Below are 25,149 nucleotides of genomic sequence, written 5' to 3'. Positions count from 1 at the left end.
AATATCGATCGGTGTCGGCTCGCCATCGTAGAGATCGGCCGGCAGAAGTTCGATGGCATCTGCGAGGGCCGTTTCAAGATCCTCGCCGTCGCGGGGCCGGCATGTGTAGGTCTCGCCGAACGGGCCGCAGGTCAGGGCATGCGTGCCGAGTACGAAGTCGGGATGACGGGCAAACCACCTATTGACGCGGATCGCATCTTCTTCATCGGTGGCCAGCCTGATCTCATCGAAATCGAGCCACAGCTGATCGCCTTCAGGCTCACCGAGCTTTCGCTTGCGGAAGAAGAGGATGTCGACGACGACATCCGTGCCAGCATCGCGGCGAAAACTGCCCTCGGGCAGGCGGATCGCGGCGACCAGGTCGGCCGACTTTGCGATATGCTCTCGGGCTGTCGGATCCGCTTTGTCCATCGTCCCGTGCGATGTCACGAAAGCAGCCAGCGCGCCCGGCTTCAAAAGGTCGATCGACCGGGCGATGAAGTAATCGTGCAGACGAAGGCCAAGCGAGCGATAGGTTCGGTCCGATCGGACAGTGCGTTCAGAGAAAGGCGGATTGCCAATGGCAAGATCGTAGATCGACGCCAGATCGGTGCGGGCGAAGTCGCCATTGATGATCCGCGCCTTCGGCTGCAACAGGCCGACGATGCGGGCCGTGACCGGATCGAGTTCGATACCGGTGGCATAGGCAGCATCGCGATAGGGCTCAGGCATCAGAGCCGGAAACAGGCCAGTCCCAATTCCGGGCTCCAGCACCTGGCCGCCGCGCCAGCCGAGTTTTGCGATCCCGGCCCAGATCGCCCGGATGATGAACTCGGGCGTGAAATACGCATATTGGGTGCAACGCGCGAGCGACGAATACTCCGCGTCGGATACTGCGGTTTCGAGCGAAGAGCCGAGCTCACCCCAACCCTCCCGGAAATCGACGTCGCCAGGCCGGCGGAACATACCATTGGCCAGCTCGCCGGCGCCGAAGCCGGTGAAGCGGATCAGCTGCGCCTGCTCCGTGAGTGTTGCCGGCCGGTCCTGCTTGGCAATGCCATCGGCAACGAGGATTGCCGCGACATTGGCGCGGGCGCGATCCTTCCAGGTGGCGCCCAACGCGCGGTCGCCGTCAAGATAGAAGTTTGCCCGAGACCCTGCTCGCCGCACGGGGGTGGCAGCGACGGGGAGGGCAGGGGGTGGTGCGGGCGGAATGGGATCCGGGTCGTCATCATTGGCAGCATCTGGAGAGAAGCCGCCAAACGGGGTCACACCAAGCCCAAGCCCGGAGGACAGGGCAGAGCTGCTGAACATGTCGAAGGTAAAGGGATCATTGCTCATGAAAAGCTCCTTTGGAAAGCGGGCGTGCGAAATCGTCGGGTCGAGGATTCGACCGGCTGCAGCGCTCGGATTGTTGGGCTTGAATCTGGCTTAGGCCGCCAGGACCGTGGGGAGATGGCGCAGATGCACCGGCAGCTTGGCGGCAATTTCGTCGTCGCTGAGCGTATCGAGCAGCTTCAGGAAAGTGCCGTCCTTGCCGCCATAGAGCATGACCGTGCGATGGCCCTGCACCGGCTTCGGCCAGCGGGAGCCTGCATAGCCGCGATAGTCGTCCGCGGTGGTGCTCCAGATATGTTCGAGCCGTTCCTCCCGGCTCATCGCCCGAACCGGTCGGGTTTCGCGGTCGACGATCGCCGTGCGCATCGCCTCGACCGAGTTTGGTTCGGAGAGGTCGCAGTATGTGTGGAAATAGCGGACGGCGTCATCGATCCGAATCGCGTAGAACACCGAGGTCACGGAACCCGTCATGAACTCGCGCATCGCAAAGATCGGTCCACGCATCCAGAGGGGTGGAAGGATGTCGAGCATGTAGGTGTATGAGGTCTCGTCGATCTCAAACCATTCTCCAGCATAGGTGGCCGACTGATGACCATCAAATCGATCTGGGCGCTTGGCGTGCCGGTCGAACATCCGGAACATCTCGGCGCGTTTGGCAACACCTTGAAACACTTTGCGGGGGAGGGATATCGAACTCATCAGCTTGATCCTTTCGGGGTTTGGGGACCGAAGGCAGCACTGTCGTTTCGACCTCACCATCCTCTTCAGTCCTTCATGACCCCTCCCGCGTTGCTGCGTCCGTGTCCGGCTGGGTCAAGGGCCGGCGTGCCGGGCGAAGCCTCCCTTGATGCGGCCGGCGCGCATGCGGCAGGCCTCCTCTTCTTCTCCATTTTCCTTTCCCGTCTCTCCTTATCCTTGGCTTTCAGAACCTCGTTCCAGTCCTCTGCCGGCGGACGGAGCCGCTGCCAGTCACAGCCGGACGCTTCCGAGACCGCACGCAATCGTTCTGCGTAAATGTCCCCTTGGGAATTGGCATCCGTGGCAGCGACCAATGTCAGTCCGGGTCGCATAGTAAGCTCGGCAAGCGTCGCATCTGTCGCCGGTGACCACCCGCCGCCTGTGCTGAGATAGAGCGTTCTCTCGCGCGAACCCTCGAGCGCTGCGAGGCTCATCGCGTCGATCGCGGCCTCGGTGACGCAAAGGCGGTTGGCGTCACTCCGACCCAATCGGAACAGAAGCTTGGATCCCCCGGTCGAGAACCCGCGCCATTTGGGTCCTCGCTCTTCCCAACCGACCACTCGGCCGTGGCTATCGACATGCGCCGCCCACATGCTGCCGAAAGGTCCTTCCCGCAGGATGTCTTCTCGAATGGCCTGCCGGATTATGGCAGACGGGATCAGGCGCTGCCAAGATAGATAGCGCCACGCGCCCGATCCGGGAAAAGGCGAGCGCCGGCTGCGCCAACGGTCGCAAATGTCTTTTACTGGCACGGAAGACCGCGAAGACCTCCATTCCGGCCGGGAGAGTTGATACCCGACAATTGATGCGACCGCTTCCGTTGCGGACAGGAATGGAACTCCTTCCAGGGACATTGCAAGGCCGAATACATCGCCTTTCTCGTCGCTGAGCGGATCGAACCAGCCGCGCCCGTCATGCGTGACAATGACAATGCTGCCGCTACGCCGGTATTTGACGGCGCGTCGCGTGCTCTCTTTTAGATCGATTTCGTAACCGGCTCGTTCCAGCACGGCTTCGCAACTCACCTTGGCGCGCAGCGCCTCCAACTCTTCTCGCTTCATCTTCCCTTCGGTCGCAGCGCGACCGTCCCTTTTTCCCTTCCCGCAATGTGCGGGCCACCTTCCACCCACCGCGAAGAGCGGAGGGGGCAAGGGCGCAGCACGCAACTGACAAAAGTTGCAGCAACGTGCTGCGGCGAAGCTTCCCTTGCGGCCGCCAGGTCGCCAGCGGCAGGAACAGGCGGGTCTCAATGAGACCCGCGGGGGAAATACTCGTGCACGATCTCAAGATCGTCTTCGTCATCGAGTTCGTCGGACGGAAGGACGCCGAATTCGTCGCCTGATTTGAACAGGGTGATCGGAACCATCAGGTTGTTGCAGAGGTGGAAGGCGTGAGACTGGGCGAGGGAAAGATCGTGTGCCATGTTCAGGTGCTCCATCGGAAGCGGGCCAATTCCCGCTGATGGCTCCTCGAAGGAACAGGGACGGTCGCGATCACCGCAAAGGCGCAGACGAAGCGGCGGCAGCTTGCTAGCCGACCCTTTACGGGTTGATCGACGGAGATCCGGGCCTGGTCCAGGACGCCATCACAAGAAGCGGGATTGGAGTGCTTCCAGTGCTGCAATCTTACAGCGCACGGTTTTCGGTCCGCAGGTTCAGCTGGCTGCTGTCCGGCGGATGACCTAGATGATAGCACCCTACATCAAAACAGAAACATAATTAATTTATTTCAATGCCTTAGACAAAGTGGCATAGGGTAAATTATGGAACAGTTTTCACCATCGATCTGCGGCCTCCACTCGAGCCCCTGGGAACAATTCGACAAGGAGTTCCACCTGGTCAATATCCTTTAGAAGGCATGCTGTCGTCGAAAGCGCGTCTGCGACCACCGCCGTGGGCGCAGAGATCGACAAAGCGCGCCATATAGCCGGTGCTGGTGTTCCGCTCGCTGGATCAAGAATGTGGCCTTGCCGCCCTGCAGCGTCGAATGTCGTACCAAGTGGCGACGAAGTAGCGAGAGCACGTTGCCGCAAACCGACAGACCCGCTAGCTTCGAGCCGGACCGGCCACTCGCCCCCCTCTGGACTGCCGCCAAGAGCACGAAATTCTCCTGTATCGATGAGGATGTCCGTCAGTCCCTCGGCCTCCAGTAACGCTGCCACTCGGTCGGCGACATAGCCCTGGCCGATGCCGTTCAGCGTCAGCGCCATGCCCGGCCGCAGCGCGATTTTTGCCGCATCCAGCTCGACCTTTTGCCAGCCGACCAAGGCTTTCGCCGCCGCAATCGCCTCGGGGTCCGGCCGCCCGCCACGCACGGCAGCTTCAGCCCAGAGCGTCCAGAGTGGTTGCACCGTCGGATCGAACCGTCCGCCGCTGGCATGGTTCACCGCACTGGCAAGCGACAGGCAATCCAAGAGCTCGAAGGGCGGCTCGGCGAGATCGCCTTGCCGGTTCAGCCGCGCCAGCGCGCTATCCGCGCGGTAAAGACTGAGAACATCTTCCAGCCGATCGATTTCCGCCATCACACGCGCGGCGATCGCGTCGCCGTCCGGATGGTCGATCCGGATCGAGGCACGCGCACCGAGCGCCTGTCCCGTCCAGATTCTCGATGCGTGTGGGGCGGCACGTGCGACGGCTGGCAGCAAGGCAACTGCGGCAGAAATCGTGATCAGTCGGCGGCGTGTTATCGGCATGTGTCAGCCTCCAGCTTTGTTGGGCAGGGCACGCAAGCGCTCCTGGAAATCGGCATCATCGTTCCCTGCGTCCGACTTGGGCTCGGTCTCGACCGGGGTCAGCACCATGTCGTCGGTGATTTCGTCCAATGCCAAGACCCGGCCGCCTTCGGCGCGGGCGAAGGATTGGGCCCTTTCCGTGCTCGAAAACGGCACCGTCTCCGGCGCGCCCATGCCGCCTTGCCGGGTCGAGCCGACAACATAGACGGCCTTGTCGACGGCGATCCAATTGCCGTCACCGGGATGATCCCAGGTTGCGCCCGGAGCTCCCATGTCGTTGACATAGACGGCAACGATCGGCGCCATCTGCTCTGGTCCCCGCATATAGGCGATGACGTCGCGCACCTGGCTGAAGAACAGGGGCGCAGGCATGCCCTCGAGGAACACCTGGCCTTTGGGGCCGGGATGTTCCAGCAGGTTCATCTGGCAGTAGTGACCGAGCGTTTCGGCCGTCATATCCTGCGGCGTCGTGTCCTGCGCAGTTTTTTGCTGGCAGCCGGCCAACAGCGTCAGCCCAAGGATGAAGAGGGTCGGGCGAAGTAGCGCTTTCAATGGCGCTTTCAATGGATCTCTCATGGCGTGACCTTTCGAAACGCGGCAAGTGCAAGCGCGATGGCGAGCAAGGGCCAGGCAAACAGCGAGGTAGCCGATTGCCAGAGCGGGACCGCACCGGCCGCGCCGCCTATACCGCCGGCAGCGGCCACTGCCTCGCCTGCCGAGAGATTGAAGACACGGAAGGCATCGGCGGGATTGGCCAGCAGAGCGATGGGCAGGGCCTGCGTGGTGAAGGCGCCGCCGCCATCCGTCACGATCAGCGCCAGAAGCGACAGGTCGTAAAGCACGACCGCAACCAGCCAGAGCGCGATTGCAAGACCGGCGGCGCCGGAGGGACGGCGCGCCAGCGCGGACAGCGCATAGCCCGCGCCCAGAAAGGTCGCGCCCAAGAGAACCGAGGACCAGATCAGCCGCCATAGCGAGCCGATACCCTCGATCGCGCCCGGATCGGACCAGATCGCCACCACCAGCGCTGCGCCGTAACCGAGCGTGACGGCGAGTGCCAGGATTGCCAAATGCGCGAGAAGCTTTCCGAGCAGGATCTCCAGGCGGGAGACCGGATAGGTAAGAAGCAGAGGCAGCGTACCGCGCTCCACCTCGCCCGCCACGGCATCGAAACTCATCAACAGCGCGAGAAGCGGCACGAGATAGACGGCCAACGACGTCAGCGAGGCGACCGTGACCGACAGCCGATCGACGCCGACATCGCCTGTCGGCGCAGAACCGGCGGCGGCCAGAACCAGGGCGAACAACACCATCATGCCGGTGGCGATCAACACCCAACGATTGCGAAACGAAATGCGGAATTCGGTGATCCCGGTGGCGAGGATGCGGCTCATTGCCCGTCCCTCCGGCTGAAATGGCTGTAGATATCCTCGAGGCTCGGCGGGATCACGTCGAAGTCGGCGACGTCTGCGCCACGCGCCGTGATCCGGGCGAGCAGCGGCAGCTTCTGCGCCTGCGCGCAGGAGATGCGCAGCAGCCCGTCGGCGCCGACAACGGCCTCCGGAAAGGCGGCCGCGAGCGGTGCCGCATGGGCTGCCGCCGGGCGAACGAGGAGCATGATCGGCAGGGCGGCCCGAGCGCGCAGATCGGCAAGCGTGCCCTCGGCTACCAATTGTCCGCCGGACAGGATCAGGATGCTGTCGGTGCGCGCCTCGACCTCGGTCAGGACATGCGAGGACAACAGGATCGTGGTGCCGTCTGCCGAAAGACCGTCGAGCAGGTCGTAGAAATCCCGGCGGGAGACCGGATCGAGGCCGGACGTCGGCTCGTCGAGCACCAGAAGACGGGGGCGACCGATCAAGGTCTGGGCGAGGCCGACCCGCTGGCGCATACCCTTGGAATAGGTTCCAATCCGACGTCGCGCCGCGTGGGCGAGCCCGACACGGGCCAGAAGCTCCGGCGCGTTGCGCGGATTTTCACCGCGCAGCGAAAGATAATGGCGGATCTGTTCCTCGCCGGTCAGCGCCGGATGGAAGGCGACATTTTCCGGCAGATAGGCCACCTGCATGCGCGCGGCAGCCGAGCCCGGCGCCTCGCCGCAGACCGTGACGTCACCGCTGTCGAACGGGATCAGCCCCAGAATGATCTTCATCATCGTCGACTTGCCGGCGCCGTTATGCCCCAGCAACGCGGCGCGCTTTCCCGGCTGTAAGGACAGCGAGACCTGGTTCAGCGCCTCGACGGAGTGGAAGTGCTTAGTGAGCCGAGAGATTGTCAGCGTCGGTGTCATCGTAATGTCCTTCGGCCCAGCGGCCGGCGGCCTGGGTTTCGTAACCAAGGATTTCGGGCGGAACGGCAATGGTCAGGGGCCGCATCAACGGCGCACTGTCGCGCACGCCGCCCGGGAGCGTGGCGGGGAAGTCCCGCTGGCTCCAGCGGACGAGTTGGACGGCTGGCGAGCCGATCAACAGGCTTGCGGCGGGCTGGGACCAGAGGATCTGGTCCATCACGTCATTGGGACGATAAAAGCTGTCGGCAACGCCGTCGCCATTCAGATCGAAGGCCGGATGGTCGGACCAGAAATTGCCCCTGCCCTCATGGCTCCACTCCATGTTGCGGGTGCCGACATATTTAACCTGTTCGCGATTGGCGATGAAGGCATTGCCGGTCAGCACGTTTTTCTCAGAGCCAGCGGTGAAGTGAATGCCGATATCGCACCCCTCGAAACGGTTGTCCCAGATCAGGTTCTTGTGGGCGTTGTAAATGAAGAAGCACTTCTTCGTGCCGCCGCGCACCAGATTGCCGGTGACGTCGGCATTGTTGGCATAGTTCAGCATCAGCCCGTGCTCGCGGTCGCCGAGGCTGAAATTGTTCAGGATCCTCGCCTGGTTCGAGAACATGATGGCGAAGCCGAGATGGTTGCCGATCGAGATATTGTCGGAAACCTCGGTGTTGCGCGTATACATGAAATGCACGGCAAACCTGAGGTCGCGCATGAGATTGCCGCGATAGATGCTGTTCGAGCTGGCATTGGAGAAGATACCGTCGCGGCCGAAGCGGATGACATTGTTCTCCAGCAAGGTGCCGGGACTGTTCCAGACATAGATGCCATTGCCGCGCTCGTTCATGCGGGGGCTATCGAGGCCGATGATCTCGTTGCGGGCCACCACCGCATCACGGCCACCATGCACGTCGATGCCATGCAGATTACCAGTCACGAGCAGGTCTTCGACCTGGGAGCGATCTGCGCCCTTGTCAATCTTCACGCCAGCATCGAGGTTCTGGTTGATGCGTCCGGAGCCGGTGACCGTAAAGCCCTTGAGGGCGACGTCAGAGGCGGTGATGGTGATCACGCTACCGGAGCCCTGGCCATCGACGACAGCGCCGCGCGGGCCGGTGACGACAAGCGCCCGATCGACAACGACAGGTCCCAGATAGGCCCCGTCGGTCAGCATCAGCACATCGCCGGGTGCTGCCTCGGCGATGGCGGCGGCAAGGCTGCCCGTTCCCGGCGCGACCCTGTGCTCCGCCGCCGCCAGCGGCGAGGCGAGAACAAGGCTGAACAGGAGGACGGGCAGCCACATGGATCAAGCGCCCTTCCGTTCGACGAACATGCGTCCGCGCATTTCCATGTGCAGGGCATGGCAGAACCACTGGCAATAATACCAGTAGACGCCCGGATTGGCCGCGACGAAGGTGACAGAACTCGTCTGCTGCGGTCCGATCTCCATCGCCACACCATGATTGCCCATGGTGAAGCCATGCGTCAGATCGTCGATCTCGTCGAGATTGGTGACGATGACGGTGACTTCGTCGCCTTCCTTGACCGTGAAGCTCTCCTGGCTGAAAGCCGGAGCGACGGAGGTCAGATAGACGCGGACCTTGTTGCCGTCGCGGATCACCGCATCCGTCCATTCATCGATATTGACGCCATCGGCTTCGGCCTGCTTACGCGTCTCTGCCCAGAGCGGATCCTTGCGATCCCAGGTCGAGCGAATGTTCGGCAGGATCGACGGAGCAACCGCGATCGCGTCATGCGGCTCGGCAAAATTCGGGCCGTCATGCACGAGCTTCATCTTGTCGCCGGAGATGTCGATCAGCTGGTCGTTTTCCGGCTTCAGCGGGCCGACATTGAGGAAACGGTCCTTGGAGAACTTGCACAGGCAGACCAGCCAGTCGCTCGAAGCATCCAGCGTTTCGCCCATGACCGTCTTCAGGTGGCCCGGCTGATACTGGACGTCGATCTTGTCCTTGATCGGATTGATCTTCTCGCCAGCATAGGCCTTGATGGCGTCCTCGATGTTCCACTTGGCAACCTGGCTGTCGAGGAAGAGCGAGGTATAGGCATTGCCGCGGCCGTCGAAGGCGGTGTGCAACGGGCCGAGGCCAAGTTCCGGTTCGGCAACGACAGCACTGCGCGGTTCGGCGTTGTCGTAAAACAGGGCATCGAACTTGGTCACGTCAAGCACGGTGACGGTCGGCGAAAGCTTGCCGCCAATGCACAAGTGCTTCTTGTCCGGGGCCATGTTGCAGCCATGCGGATTGTTGGCGATCGGGATGTAGCGGGTGAACAGTGACTTGGCTTCCTTGCGACCGTCGAGCACCTTGACGCCATTGACCTCCTCGAATTGCCCGGCGGCGATCGCCTTTTCGATTTCGGCGAGGTTGAAGATGACGACATGGTCCATTTCAGACTTGGTCATCTCTTCGAGGGTCATCCCCATTTCGGAGTTGTAGCTGGTGGAGAAGGCCCATTTGCCTTCGTAGTCGGCGTCGCAATTGTCGAGATTGCCCGACACCTTGACCTGCCAGGCGACATCCCACTTTTCGGCATCGACGGCCGTGAAGATGTTCACATAGGTGGAGACATCCGTCATCGTCGAGCCATCATTGACGAGCGGCGCTTCGTCTTCGCCGTTGCAGAAGACGTAGTTGGTCTTCGGCCATTTCTGCGGACGCATGCCATGGATGCCCTTGGCATTCGGGATTTCCAGAATGGCATCGGTCTTCATGACGTCGCAGCGAACGCGGGCGACGCGGGTGTTGGCCTTGTCGTTCATGAACAGGAAGCGGCCGTCATATTTGCCCTCGGTGAAGGACATGTGGACGTGGTGAAGATCGCCATTGTCATGGATCTTCTTGCCGTTGGCGGCGAGCTGCTTCTTGGTCTTCTCGGACATCGTCCGCTGATGGATGCGGATCGATTCGTTGGTCTGGCCCCAGCCGGTGGCCGAGCAACGGTTGAACACCGGAACGCGCATCAGCTCGCGCATCGAGGGAATGCCAAGAATGCGCATTTCACCGGTCTGGCCGGAGGACCAGAAGCCGTAATAGTCATCGAGTTTGCCGGGCGCGACAGAGCCATCGCCTTCCGCGGCCGCGAGCGCCGGTGTCGCCATGACGGCGGCTCCGAGGCCCAGTGCGCCGGCTCCCATGCTTCCGGCCAAAACGGCACTGCCGGCCGTGGCGCTGAACAGCTCTCGCCGGCTCAGGCCCTTGGTTTCTTTGGTTTTCATCGTCGATGTCCTCCTTCGGTTAGATTTGGCTTCAGTTAGACTTTGGCTGCGGATTGGTTGATCGGTGCCCCGCCCGGGCTTGCCGCTAGCTTAGCCCGCGACTTCATCTTCTTGATCACCACGGGGCAGACGGTTTCGGACTGGTAGAGCACCTGGCAGTGGAGGCAGTTGATGCACTCGTTCGGATTGATTTCGCCGGTCTTGTGGATGGCCTGCACCGGACACTGGTTGGAGCAGGTCTGGCAGGGATTTCCGCATTCGTGGTAGCGCTTCAGCCAGTCAAACATGCGCATGCGGGCCGGGATCGCGAGTGCGGCACCCAGCGGGCAGAGATAGCGGCAGTAGAAACGCTCGACGAACAGGCCGGCAACGAGAAGGGCGCCGGCATAGGCCACGAACGGCCAGGCACGGATGAACTTCAGGATGATCGCCGTCTTGAAGGGTTCGATCTCGGCCAGGTGCTCGGCCTGCTCCACACTCATCAGCGAGACGCCGAACAGACCGAGGAAGATCATGTACTTGAGCGGCCACAGGCGCTCATGCAGTCCCCAGGGTAGGGTCCATTGCGGGATATGCAGCTTGCGGGCGATCTGGTTGGTCAGTTCCTGCAGCGCGCCGAAGGGACAAAGCCAGCCGCAATAGGCGCCGCGCCCCCAGAACAGAAGTGCCGCCGCCACCGAGAACCAGAGGATGAAGGTCAGTGGATCGAGCAGGAAAGCCTGCCAACTGAAACCGGTGACGAGACTACCGAACAGGGCCATCAGGTTGACCACGGAGAGCTGGGCATTGGCATACCAGCCGAGGAAAACCAGTGTCACCGTCAGGAACAGGATCCGGAAGATGTAGAAGGCGCGGGCGTTTCTGACGGCATAGGTCTGGAAGAAGAAGACCGCCGTCAGCACGAAGAGCATGGCACCGAGCACCGTGATCTCCAGCGTCTTGTCGCGCCAGATACGCTTCCAAAGATCCGCCTGGGCGGAGCCCTCGTCCTGCTCGGCAACGGCCTTGACCTCGACGGGAGGGGCGACGACGGCCTTCAGATACGTCCGCGGCAGCTGATAGCCAAGCTCGAAGGTATGAAAAACCTTCTCGATCGGCCCGACCTCGCGATGCGCCAGAAGCTGGATACGAAACGGCTTGCTCGGATCGAAGCCGACATTCGCAGGAATGCGAAAGAGGTCCATCTCAGAGAATTCGGGCGCTCCAGGCAGTGCGATCCCGCCCAGGCGGCGATGATCGCGGTCGCGAAAGCGCACCGAAACGTCATCCTGGATCAGCACGATGCGATCGAAGATGCCGCCGCGCACATAGCCGGAGCCTTTGAACGAGTAGAGCCCCCTGCCAACGATGGCGATGGCGCTTTCGCCCTCCTTCAACCAGCTCTTTAGATTGGCCTCCTCGGCCGGGCCAAGGAGAGCCTTGCCGATGGCAGGCACCGAGACCAGCGCCGCATGCATGTCGATGAAGGTGGTTTCAGGCGGCTCCGTCAGGGCACGCTCGCGGGCACGCACATCGGCATGTTCGGCGAATGCGGCATTGACCTGCGCCACGTCCAGCGACAGCCGGCGGATCGTCCCGTCTCCCTCCGCCTCGGTCCAATCGACCGGCGCAGACGCATCGACATTGACCGTGAAGCGTGGGCCGGCCTGGTCGCTCTCCGGCGTCAGGCCACCAAGCCCGAGCGCCCGCGCCACCTTCAGGCCGGAGCGCACGATCGAATCGTCGATCACCATCACGGTGACCGTCGCACCGGAGATCATATCCACATCGTGGGACGTACCGCCGGATTTCGCCTCGGCGGCGAGGTCCAGTCCTGCATAGCCCGACACCAGCGCCTTGACCTTGGCTTCGGGAATACCGATCAGGACGATCGGCTCGGAATGCTTCACCAGCTGTACGCCGATAATCTTGGCGTCGAGACCAACGGCCACCAGGGTGTGGATGGGTTTGCCGGAATAGCCGGTCGTGCCGACGAAATCCGAGGTGAGGAAGATCCAGCCCACAGTCTCGCCGCCCTTCAGTACGGGCGCGACCGGCAGATCTGCGCGGATGGGACCGAAGCCGTCTGCCCCCAGCACGAGATCGGAGACCTTGGCCGCCGGCAGATACTTTTGCAGCACCGACGCCGCGCTAGCCGAGTAAGCCAGGCAGAGAGAGGCACAGAGCAAAAGAACCAGACGGAAGAGTTTCATCCCAGATTTCCCGCAAATCGTTGCAGGACCATTGGCGTCTTCCGAGTTAAGGATCGTTGCGCCAGATCAAGCACTGAAGCAATTCTTGAATGATTGCAGGCGACTGGAAGGCGGCATATCAGTTGCGCGATCCGACAACGGTCGACGGTTGTCGACGGCCCGCAGACTGCGGGTCAACCTCTCGACTTACCCGGCAAACAATGACATTGCACGCCTCGGCGACCGGCAGATCCGGATCCCATCTCGCGTTTTGACAGTCGGTGGCGGTGACAAATGAAGAATGAGAGCAGCGCGAAGCCGCAGCACCTGGACCGCCCTGCCCTCGGCATCATCCTGCGCATACTCTCCGGCGCGCTCTTTGCGGCGATGGCTGTTTTCGTCAAAGCGGTTTCTGCAGATGTGCCCGTGGGCCAGATCGTATTCTTCCGGTCGACATTCGCGCTCGCACCCCTCGTCTGCTTCCTCTGGATACGAGGAGAGTTTCCAGGCGGACTCGCGACAAGGCGTCCGCTCGATCACCTGCTGCGATCAGCACTCGGCGCGGCAGCCATGTTTGCGTCCTTCGCCTCGATTGCCCGCCTGTCACTCGCGGAGGCAACCTTGCTGGGTTACCTCTCTCCCGTTTTCACGGCAATTGCAGGCGTCCTCATCCTTTCGGAACGGGCAACGGTCTGGCGGGTCGCAGGAGTCATCTTGGGCACTCTCGGCGTGTTGGCACTCGTCTGGCCGGAACTTGGTCAAGCAACGGTCGACGACACTCGTCTAGCCGGCTTCGGCTTCGGTCTCCTGATGGGGCTGCTCACGGCATTCGCTCTGATTATGGTGCGCAGCCTCAGCCGGACGGAAAGTCCAGGCGCTATCGCATTCTATTTCGTCGTGGCATCCATGATCGGCGGCATCGCGACGCTCCCCTTCGGCTGGGCCGTCCCGAGCCTATCCCAATTGCTGTGTCTCGTCGGCGCCGGCATTTTCGGAGGCTTCGCACATATCTGCATGACGCTGGCCTTCCGCTACACGGAAGCCTCGCGCCTCGCCCCGTTCGAATATCTGGCGATCCTGTGGCCGATCTTGGCCGATCTCGTCCTGTTCGGTCAGCCGCTGACGCATCCCTTCCTCCTCGCCCTGCCGCTCGTCCTATCGGGGGCCGCCGTTGCGGCGCTCGAAGCAAAGCGGCGGGCCTCGCCCTCAAAGAGCAAGACCCCATGAGCTTGCAGACACGTTGTTTACCCGCGCCAGCGGAACGATGACCGAGCACACCTTGCACCGCAGCACGATGTCATCGAAGTGACGCGCAGCAATGCGAAGACTATCCTGACTGGTCCATGCAGGAGGCCCGTTACCCCCCCTGCGTTCAACTCTGCCGAACCGGACAGCATGGCAAAGGGAGGTGGAGAATACTGATGAGGATCACTTTTTGACTTCTATCAACCGGAGGCAGGAGCTAGGTTGCCGCTCACGAATGGCGAATCGTTCGCAACCGGTGCGGATGACGGCCCGCGCAAAATCGCTTCGGTAAAGTGAACTAGAAATCACGGTCGCTATGGTAAACTCGCAAAAGAGGAACACCCGATCGCTCCCCAACGCGCGGGGCTATGTCGTCGCGGTTGTCGGAACGGTAGCGGCCATCGGTGGCGCACGTTTTGCCATGGGCGACGCCGCTTCGGAAACGCTCTCCCTGTTTCTGGCGATTTCGGTCGTCGCCACAGCTCTGATTGGCGGGGCGGGCCCGGCCCTGCTCGCAGCCATCTTAGGCCTCACCGGTTGGCTCTTTTCCGGTCAGTTTCCTCTCCCCGAAACAGCACGCTTCGAAACAGGCGCGCTTGCCGTCTTAGCCGCGCTTATTGTCTGGCTTGCCTGGCGATCAGATGAAAATCGAGACACGCAGTCGGAACTGAAAGAAGCACTGGACGACCGCGAGGCGCGGCTTGGGTCGATCCTCGACACCGTGCTCGATGCTACCATCGTCAGCGACGAGAACGGGATCATCATTTCGTTCAACTCCGCAGCGGTCCGTCAGTTTGGCTATTCGGAAGACGAAGCGATCGGTCAGAACCTGAAACTGCTCATGCCTCAGCCCTACCGCCTGGAGCATGACGGCTACATGCGCCGCTACATGGAAACGGGCGAAAAGAGGATTATTGGTGTCGACCGGGTCGTGGTCGGCCAGCGCAAGGACGGTTCGACCTTTCCGATGAAGCTTGCCGTCGGCGAGATCAAACGCGGCGGAAAACGGTTCTTCACCGGGTTTGTCCGCGACCTCACGGAGCGAGAAGAATCTGCGGCGCGCCTGCAGGAGATCCAGACCGAACTCGCAAGGCTCGGCCGATTGAACGAAATGGGAGAGATGGCATCGACGCTGGCACACGAGTTGAACCAGCCATTGTCGGCGATCGCCAACTATGTGCATGGCTGTGCGCGTTTGTTGCAGAACGCGGTTGACGATCGCGATATCCAGGTTCGCGACGCCTTGCTGGAAGCGGGAGAGCAGAGCATCCGCGCCGGGCAGATCATTCGACATCTGCGCGAGTTCGTCACCAAAGGCGAGACGGAAAAGCGCGCGGAGAGCCTGCGCCAACTCGTGGAAGAGGCCGGAGCGCTCGCGCTTGTCGGCTCACGGGAAAAGGGCGTGCGCACCGTGTTCGATTTCACCTCCGACAATGATCAGGTCTTCGTCGACCGCATCCAGATCCAGCAGGTGCTGACCAACCTTATGCGCAACGCGATCGAGGCGATGAAGCACACGGAAAACAAGGAAATCCGCGTCAGCGTCCGCTCGGACAAGATGGAACTGCTGACGGTGAGAGTTGAGGATTCCGGTCCCGGGATATCTCCTGAAGTCGCTCAGGATATCTTCAAGCCATTCACCACCACCAAGGCAGGAGGAATGGGGATCGGCTTGTCGATCTCCAGGCGGATCGTCGAAGCCCATGGCGGAGAGATGACCGTGTCCAAAAGTGAACTTGGCGGCGCCTGTTTCAGTTTTACCCTTTTGCAGCACGACGAGGGCCAGAATGCAGCCTGACGATTTTACCGTCCACATCGTTGATGACGAAGAGGCACTTCGCAAATCGCTGGGGTTCATGCTGACGGTGAACGGTTTCGGCGTGAGGCTTCATCCGACCGCAACCGCCTTTTCGGAGATTGCCCAGAGCCTTCGCAACGCAGTCCTGGTCACGGACATGCGCATGCCCGACATGAGTGGCCTGGACCTGGTGCGCAAGATATCGAGCATCTCGCCACCGATACCCTCGATCATCGTAACAGGGCATGGCGATATCCCGATGGCCGTCGAAGCGATGAAAGCCGGCGCCGTGGACTTCATCGAGAAGCCGTTCGAAGAGGCCGTGATCATTGAAGCGGTGCGACGGGCGGCCGAAAAACTTGCGGATTCATCTGCGGGCACGGTGAGCGTGGACGATCTCCGCTCACGCATTGGTAGCCTCAGCGAACGGGAACGGCAGATCCTGGCAGCCGTTGTGGCCGGGCAGCCGAACAAAGCCATCGCTTTCAATCTCGACATCAGCCCGCGAACCGTCGAAGTCCATCGCGCCAATGTGATGATGAAGATGAAAGCACGCAGCCTGCCGGAACTGGTGCGCATGTCGCTGACCGTCAGCATCTAGCCTGTCCAGCAAAGTTCTCTTAGCGGTTTTGCATCCGGACTGCGGAAAAACAAATAGATATATGATTTCAGGTGGTCGGCTTTTCACCGGAAATTCTCCCGCCGATTTCTCGCGTAATCCGACTTACGCTTGATCCATGACAAGGTCGTGCGTCTGCCAATATGCGATCACGAAGCTTGGTGAAAGACTACGACCGAGCTTCTGAGATCCCATTGTCCACGCTGTCTGCCATTGTTGCTGTTGTCAAAGACCCGGCCTTGCTGCGGTCGATCAGCTTTGCTCTCAACACGCACGGCCAGACAGTGGAGCAGTTCAACGACTGGACGATGGCGACCGAGGCGATCAGTCATGCGCAATGCGTCATTCTCGACACCTGCCTCCCGCCCGCCGATCTGACGGCCGGCCTCAGTCTGGCCAGCCGCGGCGTAAAAGTCGTCGTGCTCGCCGAGGACGACAGAGACTACGAGGGCTTCAACCCGGACGACATTTGTGTGCTGTCCAAACCCCTCAAGGGGCCGGATATTGCCAATGCCGTATCGGCCCTACGTAAGAACCCGTAGTGGAAGAACTCAATAGCGGCAAAGCCCCCGATCCAACATGATCTCTTCAACCAGAGGGGACATGCCGATGCAGACCGCCGCTTCGATCACACTCAATTCGCGTATCTCCGCCCCGCCGCGTGCGCGGAGCCAAGCGCATATCAGGCCCGTGACCTTTCATACGCCGGATTGTGTGATCTACGCCCAGGGCGAACGCACGCGTTCCCTCTACCAGATCGAATATGGGGCGGTGCGCATTTACCGCCTCCTGGCCGATGGCCGCCGTCAGATCGTCGCCTTTCACCTCGTCGGTGAGACCTTTGGCTTCGAGATCAACGACACCCACAGCTTCTATGCCGAGGCCATGGTGAACACCGGTCTGATCTCCATCGAACGCGACGCCGGCGGCCAGCTCAACGACCGCCTGGTCGGCGTCGCCTTGAAAGCCATGGTTCGCGCCCAGGAGCACCTGCTGGTCGTTGGCCGGCAGAGTTCGCTCGAGAAGATTGCCGTTTTCCTGGTGGACCTCGCCGATCGCGAGGGCGGCGCGGATGTGATCGACCTGCCCATGAGCCGTATCGACATCGGCGACTACCTCGGGCTGACCATCGAAACCGTTTCGCGCACGATCTCGAAACTCCGCGATATGGGGATCGTCAGGCTGCGCAATGCCCGCAGCATCGAGATCGTGAAACCCGAAAAGCTTCGGATGCTGAGCAACTAGAGCAAGTCCAGCAAAAGTGCGAAGCGGTTTTGCGTCCAAAATTGCGTGAAAACAAAGAGATAGAGCATTGAAGGCGCATCCGTTTTCGCCGGAAGTGCTCTATAGTCTTTCCGGCAAAACTGCGTCGGCATATGCGAAACAGCGGACCGAAGCCGGGCCCTGAGAAACGGTCGTCGCTCGGTCTCCGCACGGATCACCAGATCACTCATCTCCGCTTGCGACACGACGCTCGTCGTGACCGAGGCGACACCGCCCCCCCAGGCGACATGGAAGGTCTCTGCCTGCCGGAACGCGCGGAAGCGCGATCCACATAGAGGCTGGTTCAGTCAAAAAATGCCGCCCAGGGCCTCCCGGGCGGCATTTTCCATTCTGCAACAATCTTCCGGTTTACTTCGCTGCGGCGACAGCAGCGTCGATGCGCTCGCGGGCCTTCTTCGGAAGCTTGGCGGCGTTGAAGGCGTCGAGATTGGCGGCAGGGGCGTCCCCAACGAGGATGGCAGCGACCATACCCATGCCGACATGAGGCGCGCATTTCACACCGTAGACACCGGGAACCTCGAAGGTAACCTTGATCGTCTCGTTCATCTTGCCCTTGAACTCCGCAGCACCATCCGGGATCATGCCCTTGATGGTTTCGGCATTGTGACCCTTGTCGGTGGGGATGAAGGTGACGGTATCACCGGGGGCAATCTTCAGGCCCGCAGGCTCGAACACCATGGCACCATCTGCACCCTTGTTCAGCAACTTGACTTCGAAGTCAGCAGCGATCGAGAGCGCCGGGGCCGAAAGCAAAAGAACGGCTGCCATGGTTACACTACGCAGTTTCATTTTCATCTCCTAAGACGGGAACACCTCGTTCCGATGGAGAAGAGATAGGCCGGGATGGACGAGCCTTCTTTGCGCAATATCAAGTAAGGGAACGCTTCCCCTGGCTATCGACGTTCGGGAAGCGAATCCGCCAGCGATGCCAGTTCGGCCATATCGCGCACAAGCAGTTTCTGACGACCGCCTTCGATCAGGCCTCTGCTCTCCCAGGAACTGAATATGCGCGAGACCGTATGAATCGTGGTTCCGGTCATTTCGGCGATATCCTGCCTTGAAATCGGAAAATCGATCCGAATTCCCGCAGCCTCCTTGCGACCGGCCTTCTGCGCCAGCCGCAACACGGTATGCGCTACCCTCTTCTCGACTTCTTGCGTGGACATTTCGCGAATGCGGACATGCGCTTCCTCGAGCCTTTGTCCGATCGTCTCCATCGCGCTGACGGCAAGCCTTGGATTCCGTTCCACGAATTTCGGCCACATATCAGTTGGCCAGGACAGAACAATGCTTTCGGCAGCAGCAAGGGCGGTTCCCGGATAATCGTGTCGTTGCAGAGCCTTGGCGAAGCCGAACAGGTCACCTGGATGGACGACGCGCACGATGATCTGCTGACCCGCGCTCGTGACCTGCGTGACCTTCAAACGCCCATGCAGAAGGAGGAAGAAATATGAAGCCGGCTGTCCCTGCTCGAACACGGACTCACCGATCGGCAGTCGTCTCGTCTGCGCGGGAACGAGCAGCGCGTCCAACTCGTCATCGGTCATCTTGTCGAATAATGACAAGGACTTGATGATCGTCCGATCAAGTTTCAAAACAGATCCCTCTCCCGCCAACCAGCGTGCACTTTCAGGCCTTGAGGAACCCGATAACGACTGTAATGGCGAGTGTCCAATGCGACAGGGGCAACCTACCTCACAAGGCACCGATCGAAAAGAGCAAAGGAGCGTACCAGCGACGATCTTCGACCAGCCGGAAGCCGACATGGTCTGGAGGAACACCGACAGAACAGCCACCGCTTTTAGGGTCGCGGATGAACGAACTCAGGGGCGATCTGTGTTTGCCGGTGGCAATATAGACGCCACAGGCTTCGGTTGTGACCGACCGTCCCTCCGTGACGAGATCGACGCGTTTATTGCAGGTCGTCGTCCATTCCCAGACGTTACCAGCAAAATCGGCCAGACCATGCTCGTTCTCGCCAAAGCTGCCATAGGGAAGCGGCTCTGGCTCCTTGGATCTCTTGCGAGCGGCTTCGCGCTCGTAGTCGGCGAGCCAACGCAGTGCCGGGTTCCGAGTGTCCGGATCTATGCCGAGGGCGTCATCCGGAAACTTTTCACCAGCCGCAAAGGCCAACTCCACGTCACTCGGCAGACGCCAGACCCCACCGCTCTTTTCCGAAAACCAGCGGGCATAGAGTGTCGCGTCGTCATGACTGACGCCAGTTGCCGGCATGTCGGGGCGAGATAGGGTGGCCGATTCCCGGGCCGGGCATGCCCCATCGGCAACGCAGGCATCGTAATCCTGCGTGCTCACCTGATACTTCATGATCGTCAGAGGCGCTGTCATCACATAGTCTGCCTTCGGCCCGTCGACGGCATATCCGGCGCGGTAAAACTCACCGGGCTGGCGGTAGGTGAAACTTGCCGGAGCCACCGAGATCGTCTGCGGCGGGAGCAGATCAGTGCCACCACTCAACCGCACGATCCCCGATTGAACCAAGACGGCAGTGGACAAAGCACCGATGAGCAGAAGCGGCAGCAATACCGAGCCGACCGAATTCGGATGCCTGGGGGTGAGAACAGCGCCGGACATGGCGATTTCCAACAGATTAGAGAGGAAGTTCACGGGGCGCTCTATCAGCACCCCGTGCGTCGCAAGGATCAGCTGTCCGGCTTGACCACGGCGGTCATCAGATCGTCGTTCCAGTCGCCGGTGACCTTAAAGTGTGCGGCCGCACCCTTTTCGAAGGCTTCGATCAGGTTGTGGTTCACATAGGCGTAGATGCCCGGCTGCTGGAAGGTGTAGTAGGCGGCACCCGCAGCGCCTCCGGGAATGAACCAGGTTTCCTGATCGAGTTGCGGCGGGTTGGCGAACTTGCCGGTTGCCCAGACATAATCGCCATGGCCACCGATCAGATGCGGACGGGTATCGCGATTGGCCTGCGAATGCAGGATCAGAACCCGTTCGCCGACCGCAGCAGTCAGGGCATTGTCGCCCGTCAGGGCTCCGACCGCACCGTTGAAAACAATATGGCTCGGGGTCAGCGTATTCATGACTTCGAGCACATCGGCATAAGCATCGCCGGCACTTTCATATTTCTTGTAGTTGCCGTCGGCATCCTTGGGGACATAAAAGTCCTGCTCGCCGACATAGTATACCTTGTCATAAGGCAGATCATTGCCCTTGTGGTCCTTGAGACCGTCGCGCGGCAGAACCATGATCGCGCCATTCATGCCCGAGGTGACATGCCACGGCACCATTCCGGGAGGTGCGCAGTGGTAGACGAAGACACCTGCCTTGGTGGCCTTGAAGCGCAAGACGGCTGTCTCGCCCGGATTGACCAGCGTCAGCGCGCCACCGCCAAGGGCACCCGTGGCCGAGTGGAAATCGATGTTGTGCTGAAGCGTGTTCGTCTCGGGATTGATGAGAGTCAACTCGACATAATCGTCCTGATGAACGACCATCATGGGACCAGGGACAGAGCCGTTGAACGTCATGGCATGGACTTCGGTTCCGGCATCATCGACGATGATCTTCTTTTCCTGGATGCTGAGGGTGAACTCGACAACCTTCGGGGGCCCTTCGGCCTTCTGCGTATGGGCATGAACGAAGGGCGGCGCCACCAGGTCGACCTTTACCCGCTCCAACTTGGCAATGTCGGCGGCAGCAGCAGCGGCGTTGGTTTTGATGTCACCGCCTTCTGCGCGAGCAACCGTGCCTGACAAAACAGGTGCGAGTGCGCTCGCGAAGACAGCGCCGGCAAGCATTGTTCTTCTGGTTAGGTTCAGGCACTCGGTCATGGTCGTTTCTCCTTATCAATCAGTGAGCGTTTCGCTCGAACTGTTGACACTGTTTTACTTCATGATGCGCCGATCTATTTGTTCTGGAACAATGAACTTCGGAGGGCGACTGCGTCATTCAGCCGCCGATCTAATAATAGGTTTGTCGGCGCCCTTTGATCGAGATCAATTACTTCGTCTGAAAATCTTTGAGGCAGCATCTATCGGCGACTTTGGAGAGCAAGTTTCATGAAGGAAGAGACACGACCGACCCGTGGCGGCATTCCCCGCGGACTGGGGCGTGACGGCGCCATTCTGCTATCCTACGGATTCCGGCCTTTCTATCTCGGCGCGTCTCTTTGGGCCATTGCGACGATAGCGATCTGGATCTGCACGAATAGCGGCTGGCTCCAGACAGCAGAAACATATGGCCAGTCCGCCTGGCACGCGCACGAACTTCTGTTCGGCTTCATGCCGGCCGTTCTGGTGGGATATCTGATGACGACCGTTCCGAACTGGACGGGTCGCTTTCCCCTCTCAGGCAAGCCTCTAGGCCGCCTCTTCATCATCTGGGTTGCGGGCCGCCTCTCCATGCTGATGGTCGGGGAAACAACGGCCGTCATCGCGCTCCTGATCGACTGGATCTTCCTTCCACTCTTTGCCTATTTCTGCTTGCGGGAGGTCTGGGTCGCGAGACGAATTGCGGATGTAAAGCCAATCCTTTGCGTTAGCTCTCTCGCGCTTATCAATGGCGGGTTTCATATCGCAGCCATGCACGGCGGAGACGTCGGAGCCTGGGCACGGGCAGCCCTTTCCGTCTATGTCCTGTTGATCACCGCGACCTCCGACAAACTCATTCCAAGCTTCACAAACAGCTGGCTTGCCCAGTCAGGCAGACCGCGCCTCGCCACCGGCAATCGCATTGTCGATAGCTTCGTCCTGACTGCCACGCTCCTGACCGCGACGATGTGGACATATGAACCGTCCAGTCTGCTTACGGCGACCCTGGCGGCTGTTGCGGCTGGTGCGCACCTCGTTCGCGCAGCAAGATGGTTCAGGCCAATGATCCTGCGATCTCCCCTGATCTCAGGGATGCACTTCTCTTACGGCTTCATCCCTCTCGGGCTATTGGGAATGGGCGCGACCGCACTCGACCTGCTCGGCCCGCTTACGGCAATGCATCTTCTAGCCATCGGATCCGTCACGGGGATGATGCTTGCGGTTATGAACCGGTCGATCCGGCTTCATACCGGTCGAAACGAGAAAATTTCGTGGGTTCAGCGGCTGTCCGTTCCATGCGTGCTGTTTGCAGCAGGCGTTCGCATCGCAGCCGACCTCATTCCGGAATACTATGGGCCCGTTATCGCAACGTCAGGACTGTTCTGGATTTCCGCCTTTGTCTTGTTTCTCAGGGACAATGCGGGTCTCCTATGCCACGTTCAGCGGCAACCGGGTCGTCAACCTTCACCGCCAACCCGGATCAACATGCGATAGGCGCGCTTCGACGCATCGAGATTGCCGACCCATTGATGACCGCGCTGTTCCAGCTCCGCGCATAAAAAGCGCGATTCCTCTGACAACACCGCGAAAAGCACTTCGCCGGGCTCCATGAGTTCGATCAGCGAGAGAACCTTTTCCATCGGTACCGGGGGCTGCTGCTCAGAAAGGTCGACCCGCCACAGCGGATCAGGCCAGGCCGCTGCTTCTTCTGCCCCGATCGAGTGGAGAACTTCTGCGGAAGCTTCCGTCACCGGAAGGAACATCACCTCCCACTCGCCGTCATCCAGTTCCTTCAGTTCGGCCGAATAGCCCCGGCGCGCCATGACGCTCAGCAGCGGTACCGGGCGAAACGTTGCCAGCAGGCGCAGGCCTTCTCCCGGCTGCAAGGACTGAACCGCATCCATGATCGCGGGAAACGGCTCCCCTCCGTCACGAAGGATGGGCCTTACGTCGAGTTCTTTGAAGTTGGCTGTCGTCGACACTTGACCTCCCAATTTCCGACTTCACCTGTCCGATCACCATGGATGGCGTGGAGCGACCGCTGTCTCCCGATCGCTCCCTCATGGTTCAGTGACCGCCACCGCAGTTGCAGTTGCAGCCTTCGTGCTTCTTTCGGCGAATCCGGACTTCCCATATCTCCGGACCGCGGGAAAGGTATTCCCATCCGAACATCCCATCATAATGCATTTCCAGATGGTAGTAGAGCGGGACCGGATCATGATCGACGGTCAGGAGCAGCTGGAAATCCGGAAGCAGCGCATTCAACATTCCGAATATGCGGGGATGTCTTTCCATGTGGGGAATTTCGCGCACGTCGAGTTTGAGAACATGATCTTCAACAACGGTCATTCGGTGGCTTTCTTCAATGCAGGTTTGCAGGTCGCATGCAGCTCTGCCGCACCACAGGACATTGCAGCCCGCGTGCCCAGCCTTCGTTGTGCTGTGACAAGCAAAAGCTGGAAAGCAGCGTTCCTCTTTGCCTTTCGACAACGAAACGACGGCACCTGACAGTATCGTCACGGCACAAAACCGGAGCGATATGATGAACTCAGAGATTATCCGCCGTTATGGCGAAAGCCGCCTGCCCCGTTACACGAGCTATCCGACGGCGCCCCGCTTTTCGCCCAGCATAGGTGCGGGCACCTATCGCGACTGGCTGGCCGCCATGCCGGAAAACGATCCGGTCTCCCTTTACCTGCATGTGCCCTTCTGCCGCTCCATGTGCTGGTATTGCGGCTGCCACACGACGATTACCCAGAAGGATGCACCGATCCTCGACTACCTGACCGTGCTGAAACAGGAAATCAGACTGGTGGCGAAGGCCATCGGACGGCGGCAGGACGTCAGCGACATTCACTTCGGCGGCGGCACGCCCACCATCATGACGCCGCAGGAATTCCGAGATCTGGCTGCCACGCTTGCCGCAACCTTTGGCACCGGGAGCACGACAGAGCTTGCGGTGGAAATCGACCCGAGAACGCTGACCGTCGATATGTCTGTAGCACTCGGCGAAGCAGGAATGACCCGGGCGAGCCTCGGCGTACAGAGCTTCGATCCCAAGGTTCAAAAGGCGATCAATCGCATCCAGTCGGCAGAACAGACGGCAACAGCCCTTTCAAACCTGCGCAAGGCAGGAGCCAGAAGCGTCAACTTCGACCTCATCTATGGTTTGCCGCATCAGACCGTCGACTCCGCGATTGAAACTGCGAAGATGGCGGCCGCCATGCGTCCCGAACGCTTCGCCGTGTTCGGCTACGCCCATGTTCCGAACTTCAAGAAGCATCAGCGCCTGATCGATGCGGCAGCCCTTGGCGATGCTCATGAGCGGCATGCCCAGGCAGAGGCAATCGCGGCAACGCTGTGTCAAGCAGGATATCGCCGCATCGGCCTCGATCATTTTGCCCTTCCGGAGGATTCGCTTTCGATCGCGGCCGATCGCAAAGCACTGCGCCGCAATTTCCAGGGATATACGACCGATGACGCCTCGACACTCATCGGGTTTGGATCCTCGGCGATCGGACGCCTTGACGAAGGCTACGCGCAAAACGACGTCGCGATCGGACGTTATGCAAATGCCATCTCATCCGGTGAACTGGCGACGTCGAAAGGCTATCGTCTCACCCGAGAAGACCGCGTCCGTGCCTGGATCATCGAGCGGCTGATGTGCGACTTCCAGGTCGATTTTGGAGCCATGCCGGAAGGTTTCGAACTTCCAGACGACAGCATCGGCAAAGCCAATCTGCCACTGAAGACGTTGTTGGAGGAAGGTATCGTTAGCTGGCGTGGGGATCTGCTGAGTGTCGATACGCAGCACAGATTCCTGGTGAGAACGGTGGCTTCGTGCTTCGATGCCTATCTCGGTGAAACGGACAGAACACACGCCACTGCGGCCTGAGCCAAAACGGTGAAACGAGAAAGCCCGGACCGATCGATCGGTCCGGGCTTTCCCTT

General features: G+C 60.5%; 24 protein-coding genes and 1 pseudogene. 8 read left to right on the top strand and 17 right to left on the bottom strand.

What is annotated here, in order from left to right; translation table 11 throughout:
* From KLP42_RS22410 to KLP42_RS22360, 11 genes and pseudogenes are all read right to left on the bottom strand, one after another.
* Positions 1-1,320, bottom strand: a pseudogene (locus tag KLP42_RS22410) (N-6 DNA methylase); the annotation flags it as partial.
* Between the two features lie 90 nt (positions 1,321-1,410).
* Positions 1,411-2,016, bottom strand: coding sequence for a DUF1419 domain-containing protein (locus KLP42_RS22405; protein WP_215569650.1), 606 nt, complete (start codon positions 2,014-2,016; stop codon positions 1,411-1,413).
* 65 nt (positions 2,017-2,081) lie between these two features.
* Complete coding sequence (locus KLP42_RS22400) at positions 2,082-3,116, bottom strand: DUF3991 and toprim domain-containing protein (RefSeq protein ID WP_215569648.1); 1,035 nt, start codon at positions 3,114-3,116, stop codon at positions 2,082-2,084.
* A gap of 185 nt (positions 3,117-3,301) precedes the next feature.
* The gene (locus KLP42_RS22395) at positions 3,302-3,478 is read right to left on the bottom strand and encodes a hypothetical protein (protein WP_172977924.1); all 177 of its coding nucleotides are present in this window, start codon (positions 3,476-3,478) and stop codon (positions 3,302-3,304) included.
* A 351-nt stretch (positions 3,479-3,829) separates the two neighbouring features.
* A complete protein-coding gene (locus tag KLP42_RS22390; RefSeq protein ID WP_215569647.1) occupies positions 3,830-4,747 on the bottom strand; it encodes an FAD:protein FMN transferase in 918 nt (305 codons plus the stop codon).
* Positions 4,748-4,750: 3 nt separating this feature from the next.
* Positions 4,751-5,350, bottom strand: coding sequence for a nitrous oxide reductase accessory protein NosL (locus tag KLP42_RS22385; protein ID WP_252193182.1), 600 nt, complete (start codon positions 5,348-5,350; stop codon positions 4,751-4,753).
* 8 nt (positions 5,351-5,358) lie between these two features.
* On the bottom strand, positions 5,359-6,180 hold the full coding sequence (locus KLP42_RS22380; protein WP_215569631.1) for an ABC transporter permease: 822 nt from the start codon (positions 6,178-6,180) through the stop codon (positions 5,359-5,361).
* A complete protein-coding gene (locus tag KLP42_RS22375) occupies positions 6,177-7,076 on the bottom strand; it encodes an ABC transporter ATP-binding protein (protein ID WP_215569629.1) in 900 nt (299 codons plus the stop codon). The genes KLP42_RS22380 and KLP42_RS22375 overlap by 4 nt, the downstream gene beginning before the upstream one ends.
* On the bottom strand, positions 7,042-8,370 hold the full coding sequence (locus tag KLP42_RS22370; RefSeq protein ID WP_215569627.1) for a nitrous oxide reductase family maturation protein NosD: 1,329 nt from the start codon (positions 8,368-8,370) through the stop codon (positions 7,042-7,044). Before KLP42_RS22370 ends, KLP42_RS22375 begins: the two co-directional genes overlap by 35 nt.
* A gap of 3 nt (positions 8,371-8,373) precedes the next feature.
* Complete coding sequence (gene nosZ / locus KLP42_RS22365) at positions 8,374-10,302, bottom strand: TAT-dependent nitrous-oxide reductase (protein ID WP_120275934.1); 1,929 nt, start codon at positions 10,300-10,302, stop codon at positions 8,374-8,376.
* 35 nt (positions 10,303-10,337) lie between these two features.
* A complete protein-coding gene (locus KLP42_RS22360) occupies positions 10,338-12,494 on the bottom strand; it encodes a NosR/NirI family protein (RefSeq protein WP_215569626.1) in 2,157 nt (718 codons plus the stop codon).
* Between the two features lie 273 nt (positions 12,495-12,767).
* On the opposite strand from KLP42_RS22360, the gene KLP42_RS22355 reads away from it, so the two are divergent.
* The 5 genes from KLP42_RS22355 (at position 12,768) to KLP42_RS22335 (ending at position 17,380) form a co-directional block, all read left to right on the top strand.
* Complete coding sequence (locus KLP42_RS22355) at positions 12,768-13,700, top strand: DMT family transporter (RefSeq protein ID WP_215569624.1); 933 nt, start codon at positions 12,768-12,770, stop codon at positions 13,698-13,700.
* Between the two features lie 334 nt (positions 13,701-14,034).
* Positions 14,035-15,516, top strand: coding sequence for a PAS domain S-box protein (locus KLP42_RS22350; RefSeq protein WP_215569622.1), 1,482 nt, complete (start codon positions 14,035-14,037; stop codon positions 15,514-15,516).
* On the top strand, positions 15,506-16,117 hold the full coding sequence (gene fixJ, locus KLP42_RS22345; RefSeq protein WP_215569620.1) for a response regulator FixJ: 612 nt from the start codon (positions 15,506-15,508) through the stop codon (positions 16,115-16,117). The genes KLP42_RS22350 and fixJ overlap by 11 nt, the downstream gene beginning before the upstream one ends.
* Before the next feature lie 179 nt (positions 16,118-16,296).
* The gene (locus KLP42_RS22340; protein ID WP_215569618.1) at positions 16,297-16,677 is read left to right on the top strand and encodes a hypothetical protein; all 381 of its coding nucleotides are present in this window, start codon (positions 16,297-16,299) and stop codon (positions 16,675-16,677) included.
* 67 nt (positions 16,678-16,744) lie between these two features.
* Positions 16,745-17,380 carry a helix-turn-helix domain-containing protein gene (locus tag KLP42_RS22335; RefSeq protein ID WP_215569669.1) on the top strand — a complete coding sequence of 212 codons (636 nt, stop codon included), beginning with the start codon at positions 16,745-16,747 and terminating at the stop codon, positions 17,378-17,380.
* Between the two features lie 387 nt (positions 17,381-17,767).
* On the opposite strand, the gene KLP42_RS22330 is transcribed toward KLP42_RS22335, so the two are convergent.
* The 4 genes from KLP42_RS22330 to nirK form a co-directional block, all read right to left on the bottom strand.
* Positions 17,768-18,208, bottom strand: a complete 441-nt coding sequence (locus KLP42_RS22330; RefSeq protein ID WP_425353504.1) for a pseudoazurin — start codon at positions 18,206-18,208, stop codon at positions 17,768-17,770.
* Between the two features lie 104 nt (positions 18,209-18,312).
* Positions 18,313-19,014, bottom strand: coding sequence for a Crp/Fnr family transcriptional regulator (locus tag KLP42_RS22325; RefSeq protein WP_110792358.1), 702 nt, complete (start codon positions 19,012-19,014; stop codon positions 18,313-18,315).
* 100 nt (positions 19,015-19,114) lie between these two features.
* Positions 19,115-20,011, bottom strand: coding sequence for an SUMF1/EgtB/PvdO family nonheme iron enzyme (locus KLP42_RS22320; RefSeq protein ID WP_120275928.1), 897 nt, complete (start codon positions 20,009-20,011; stop codon positions 19,115-19,117).
* Between the two features lie 68 nt (positions 20,012-20,079).
* A complete protein-coding gene (nirK, locus tag KLP42_RS22315) occupies positions 20,080-21,219 on the bottom strand; it encodes a copper-containing nitrite reductase (protein ID WP_215569616.1) in 1,140 nt (379 codons plus the stop codon).
* Positions 21,220-21,447: 228 nt separating this feature from the next.
* Between nirK and KLP42_RS22310 the strand changes: the two genes are divergently transcribed.
* Positions 21,448-22,692 (top strand): NnrS family protein, encoded by a 1,245-nt coding sequence (locus tag KLP42_RS22310; RefSeq protein ID WP_215569614.1) that lies wholly within the window; start codon positions 21,448-21,450, stop codon positions 22,690-22,692.
* Here KLP42_RS22310 and KLP42_RS22305 read toward each other — a convergent pair.
* Positions 22,656-23,180, bottom strand: a complete 525-nt coding sequence (locus KLP42_RS22305; RefSeq protein WP_245408925.1) for a DUF2249 domain-containing protein — start codon at positions 23,178-23,180, stop codon at positions 22,656-22,658. The genes KLP42_RS22310 and KLP42_RS22305 overlap by 37 nt on opposite strands.
* An 85-nt stretch (positions 23,181-23,265) precedes the next feature.
* Positions 23,266-23,466, bottom strand: coding sequence for a DUF2249 domain-containing protein (locus KLP42_RS22300; RefSeq protein ID WP_342588659.1), 201 nt, complete (start codon positions 23,464-23,466; stop codon positions 23,266-23,268).
* Between KLP42_RS22300 and KLP42_RS26990 the strand changes: the two genes are divergently transcribed.
* Together KLP42_RS26990 and hemN are read left to right on the top strand one after the other, a co-directional pair.
* On the top strand, positions 23,416-23,706 hold the full coding sequence (locus KLP42_RS26990; RefSeq protein WP_245408940.1) for a hypothetical protein: 291 nt from the start codon (positions 23,416-23,418) through the stop codon (positions 23,704-23,706). The two genes, KLP42_RS22300 and KLP42_RS26990, sit on opposite strands and share 51 nt — an antisense overlap.
* Positions 23,707-23,740: 34 nt before the next feature.
* The gene (hemN, locus tag KLP42_RS22295) at positions 23,741-25,093 is read left to right on the top strand and encodes an oxygen-independent coproporphyrinogen III oxidase (protein WP_215569666.1); all 1,353 of its coding nucleotides are present in this window, start codon (positions 23,741-23,743) and stop codon (positions 25,091-25,093) included.
* The last annotated feature ends 56 nt before the right edge of the window (positions 25,094-25,149 follow it).

Origin of the sequence: Rhizobium sp. CSW-27, from assembly GCF_018760785.1 — a bacterium.
GTDB lineage: Bacteria > Pseudomonadota > Alphaproteobacteria > Rhizobiales > Rhizobiaceae > Neorhizobium.
This window is presented reverse-complemented; position numbering and strand designations above follow the sequence as displayed.

Coding starts and splice junctions, on each gene's coding strand:
- KLP42_RS22335 (WP_215569669.1), top strand. CDS start 16,745: ATGCAGACCGCCGCTTCGATCACACTCAATTCGCGTATCTCCGCCCCG.
- KLP42_RS26990 (WP_245408940.1), top strand. CDS start 23,416: ATGATCGACGGTCAGGAGCAGCTGGAAATCCGGAAGCAGCGCATTCAA.
- KLP42_RS22320 (WP_120275928.1), bottom strand. CDS start 20,011: ATGTCCGGCGCTGTTCTCACCCCCAGGCATCCGAATTCGGTCGGCTCG.
- KLP42_RS22400 (WP_215569648.1), bottom strand. CDS start 3,116: ATGAAGCGAGAAGAGTTGGAGGCGCTGCGCGCCAAGGTGAGTTGCGAA.
- KLP42_RS22300 (WP_342588659.1), bottom strand. CDS start 23,466: ATGTTGAATGCGCTGCTTCCGGATTTCCAGCTGCTCCTGACCGTCGAT.
- KLP42_RS22360 (WP_215569626.1), bottom strand. CDS start 12,494: ATGAAACTCTTCCGTCTGGTTCTTTTGCTCTGTGCCTCTCTCTGCCTG.
- fixJ (WP_215569620.1), top strand. CDS start 15,506: ATGCAGCCTGACGATTTTACCGTCCACATCGTTGATGACGAAGAGGCA.
- KLP42_RS22350 (WP_215569622.1), top strand. CDS start 14,035: ATGGTAAACTCGCAAAAGAGGAACACCCGATCGCTCCCCAACGCGCGG.
- KLP42_RS22375 (WP_215569629.1), bottom strand. CDS start 7,076: ATGACACCGACGCTGACAATCTCTCGGCTCACTAAGCACTTCCACTCC.
- KLP42_RS22390 (WP_215569647.1), bottom strand. CDS start 4,747: ATGCCGATAACACGCCGCCGACTGATCACGATTTCTGCCGCAGTTGCC.
- KLP42_RS22310 (WP_215569614.1), top strand. CDS start 21,448: ATGAAGGAAGAGACACGACCGACCCGTGGCGGCATTCCCCGCGGACTG.
- KLP42_RS22395 (WP_172977924.1), bottom strand. CDS start 3,478: ATGGCACACGATCTTTCCCTCGCCCAGTCTCACGCCTTCCACCTCTGC.
- KLP42_RS22330 (WP_425353504.1), bottom strand. CDS start 18,208: ATGAAACTGCGTAGTGTAACCATGGCAGCCGTTCTTTTGCTTTCGGCC.
- nosZ (WP_120275934.1), bottom strand. CDS start 10,302: ATGAAAACCAAAGAAACCAAGGGCCTGAGCCGGCGAGAGCTGTTCAGC.
- KLP42_RS22405 (WP_215569650.1), bottom strand. CDS start 2,016: ATGAGTTCGATATCCCTCCCCCGCAAAGTGTTTCAAGGTGTTGCCAAA.
- nirK (WP_215569616.1), bottom strand. CDS start 21,219: ATGACCGAGTGCCTGAACCTAACCAGAAGAACAATGCTTGCCGGCGCT.
- hemN (WP_215569666.1), top strand. CDS start 23,741: ATGAACTCAGAGATTATCCGCCGTTATGGCGAAAGCCGCCTGCCCCGT.
- KLP42_RS22370 (WP_215569627.1), bottom strand. CDS start 8,370: ATGTGGCTGCCCGTCCTCCTGTTCAGCCTTGTTCTCGCCTCGCCGCTG.
- KLP42_RS22380 (WP_215569631.1), bottom strand. CDS start 6,180: ATGAGCCGCATCCTCGCCACCGGGATCACCGAATTCCGCATTTCGTTT.
- KLP42_RS22355 (WP_215569624.1), top strand. CDS start 12,768: ATGAAGAATGAGAGCAGCGCGAAGCCGCAGCACCTGGACCGCCCTGCC.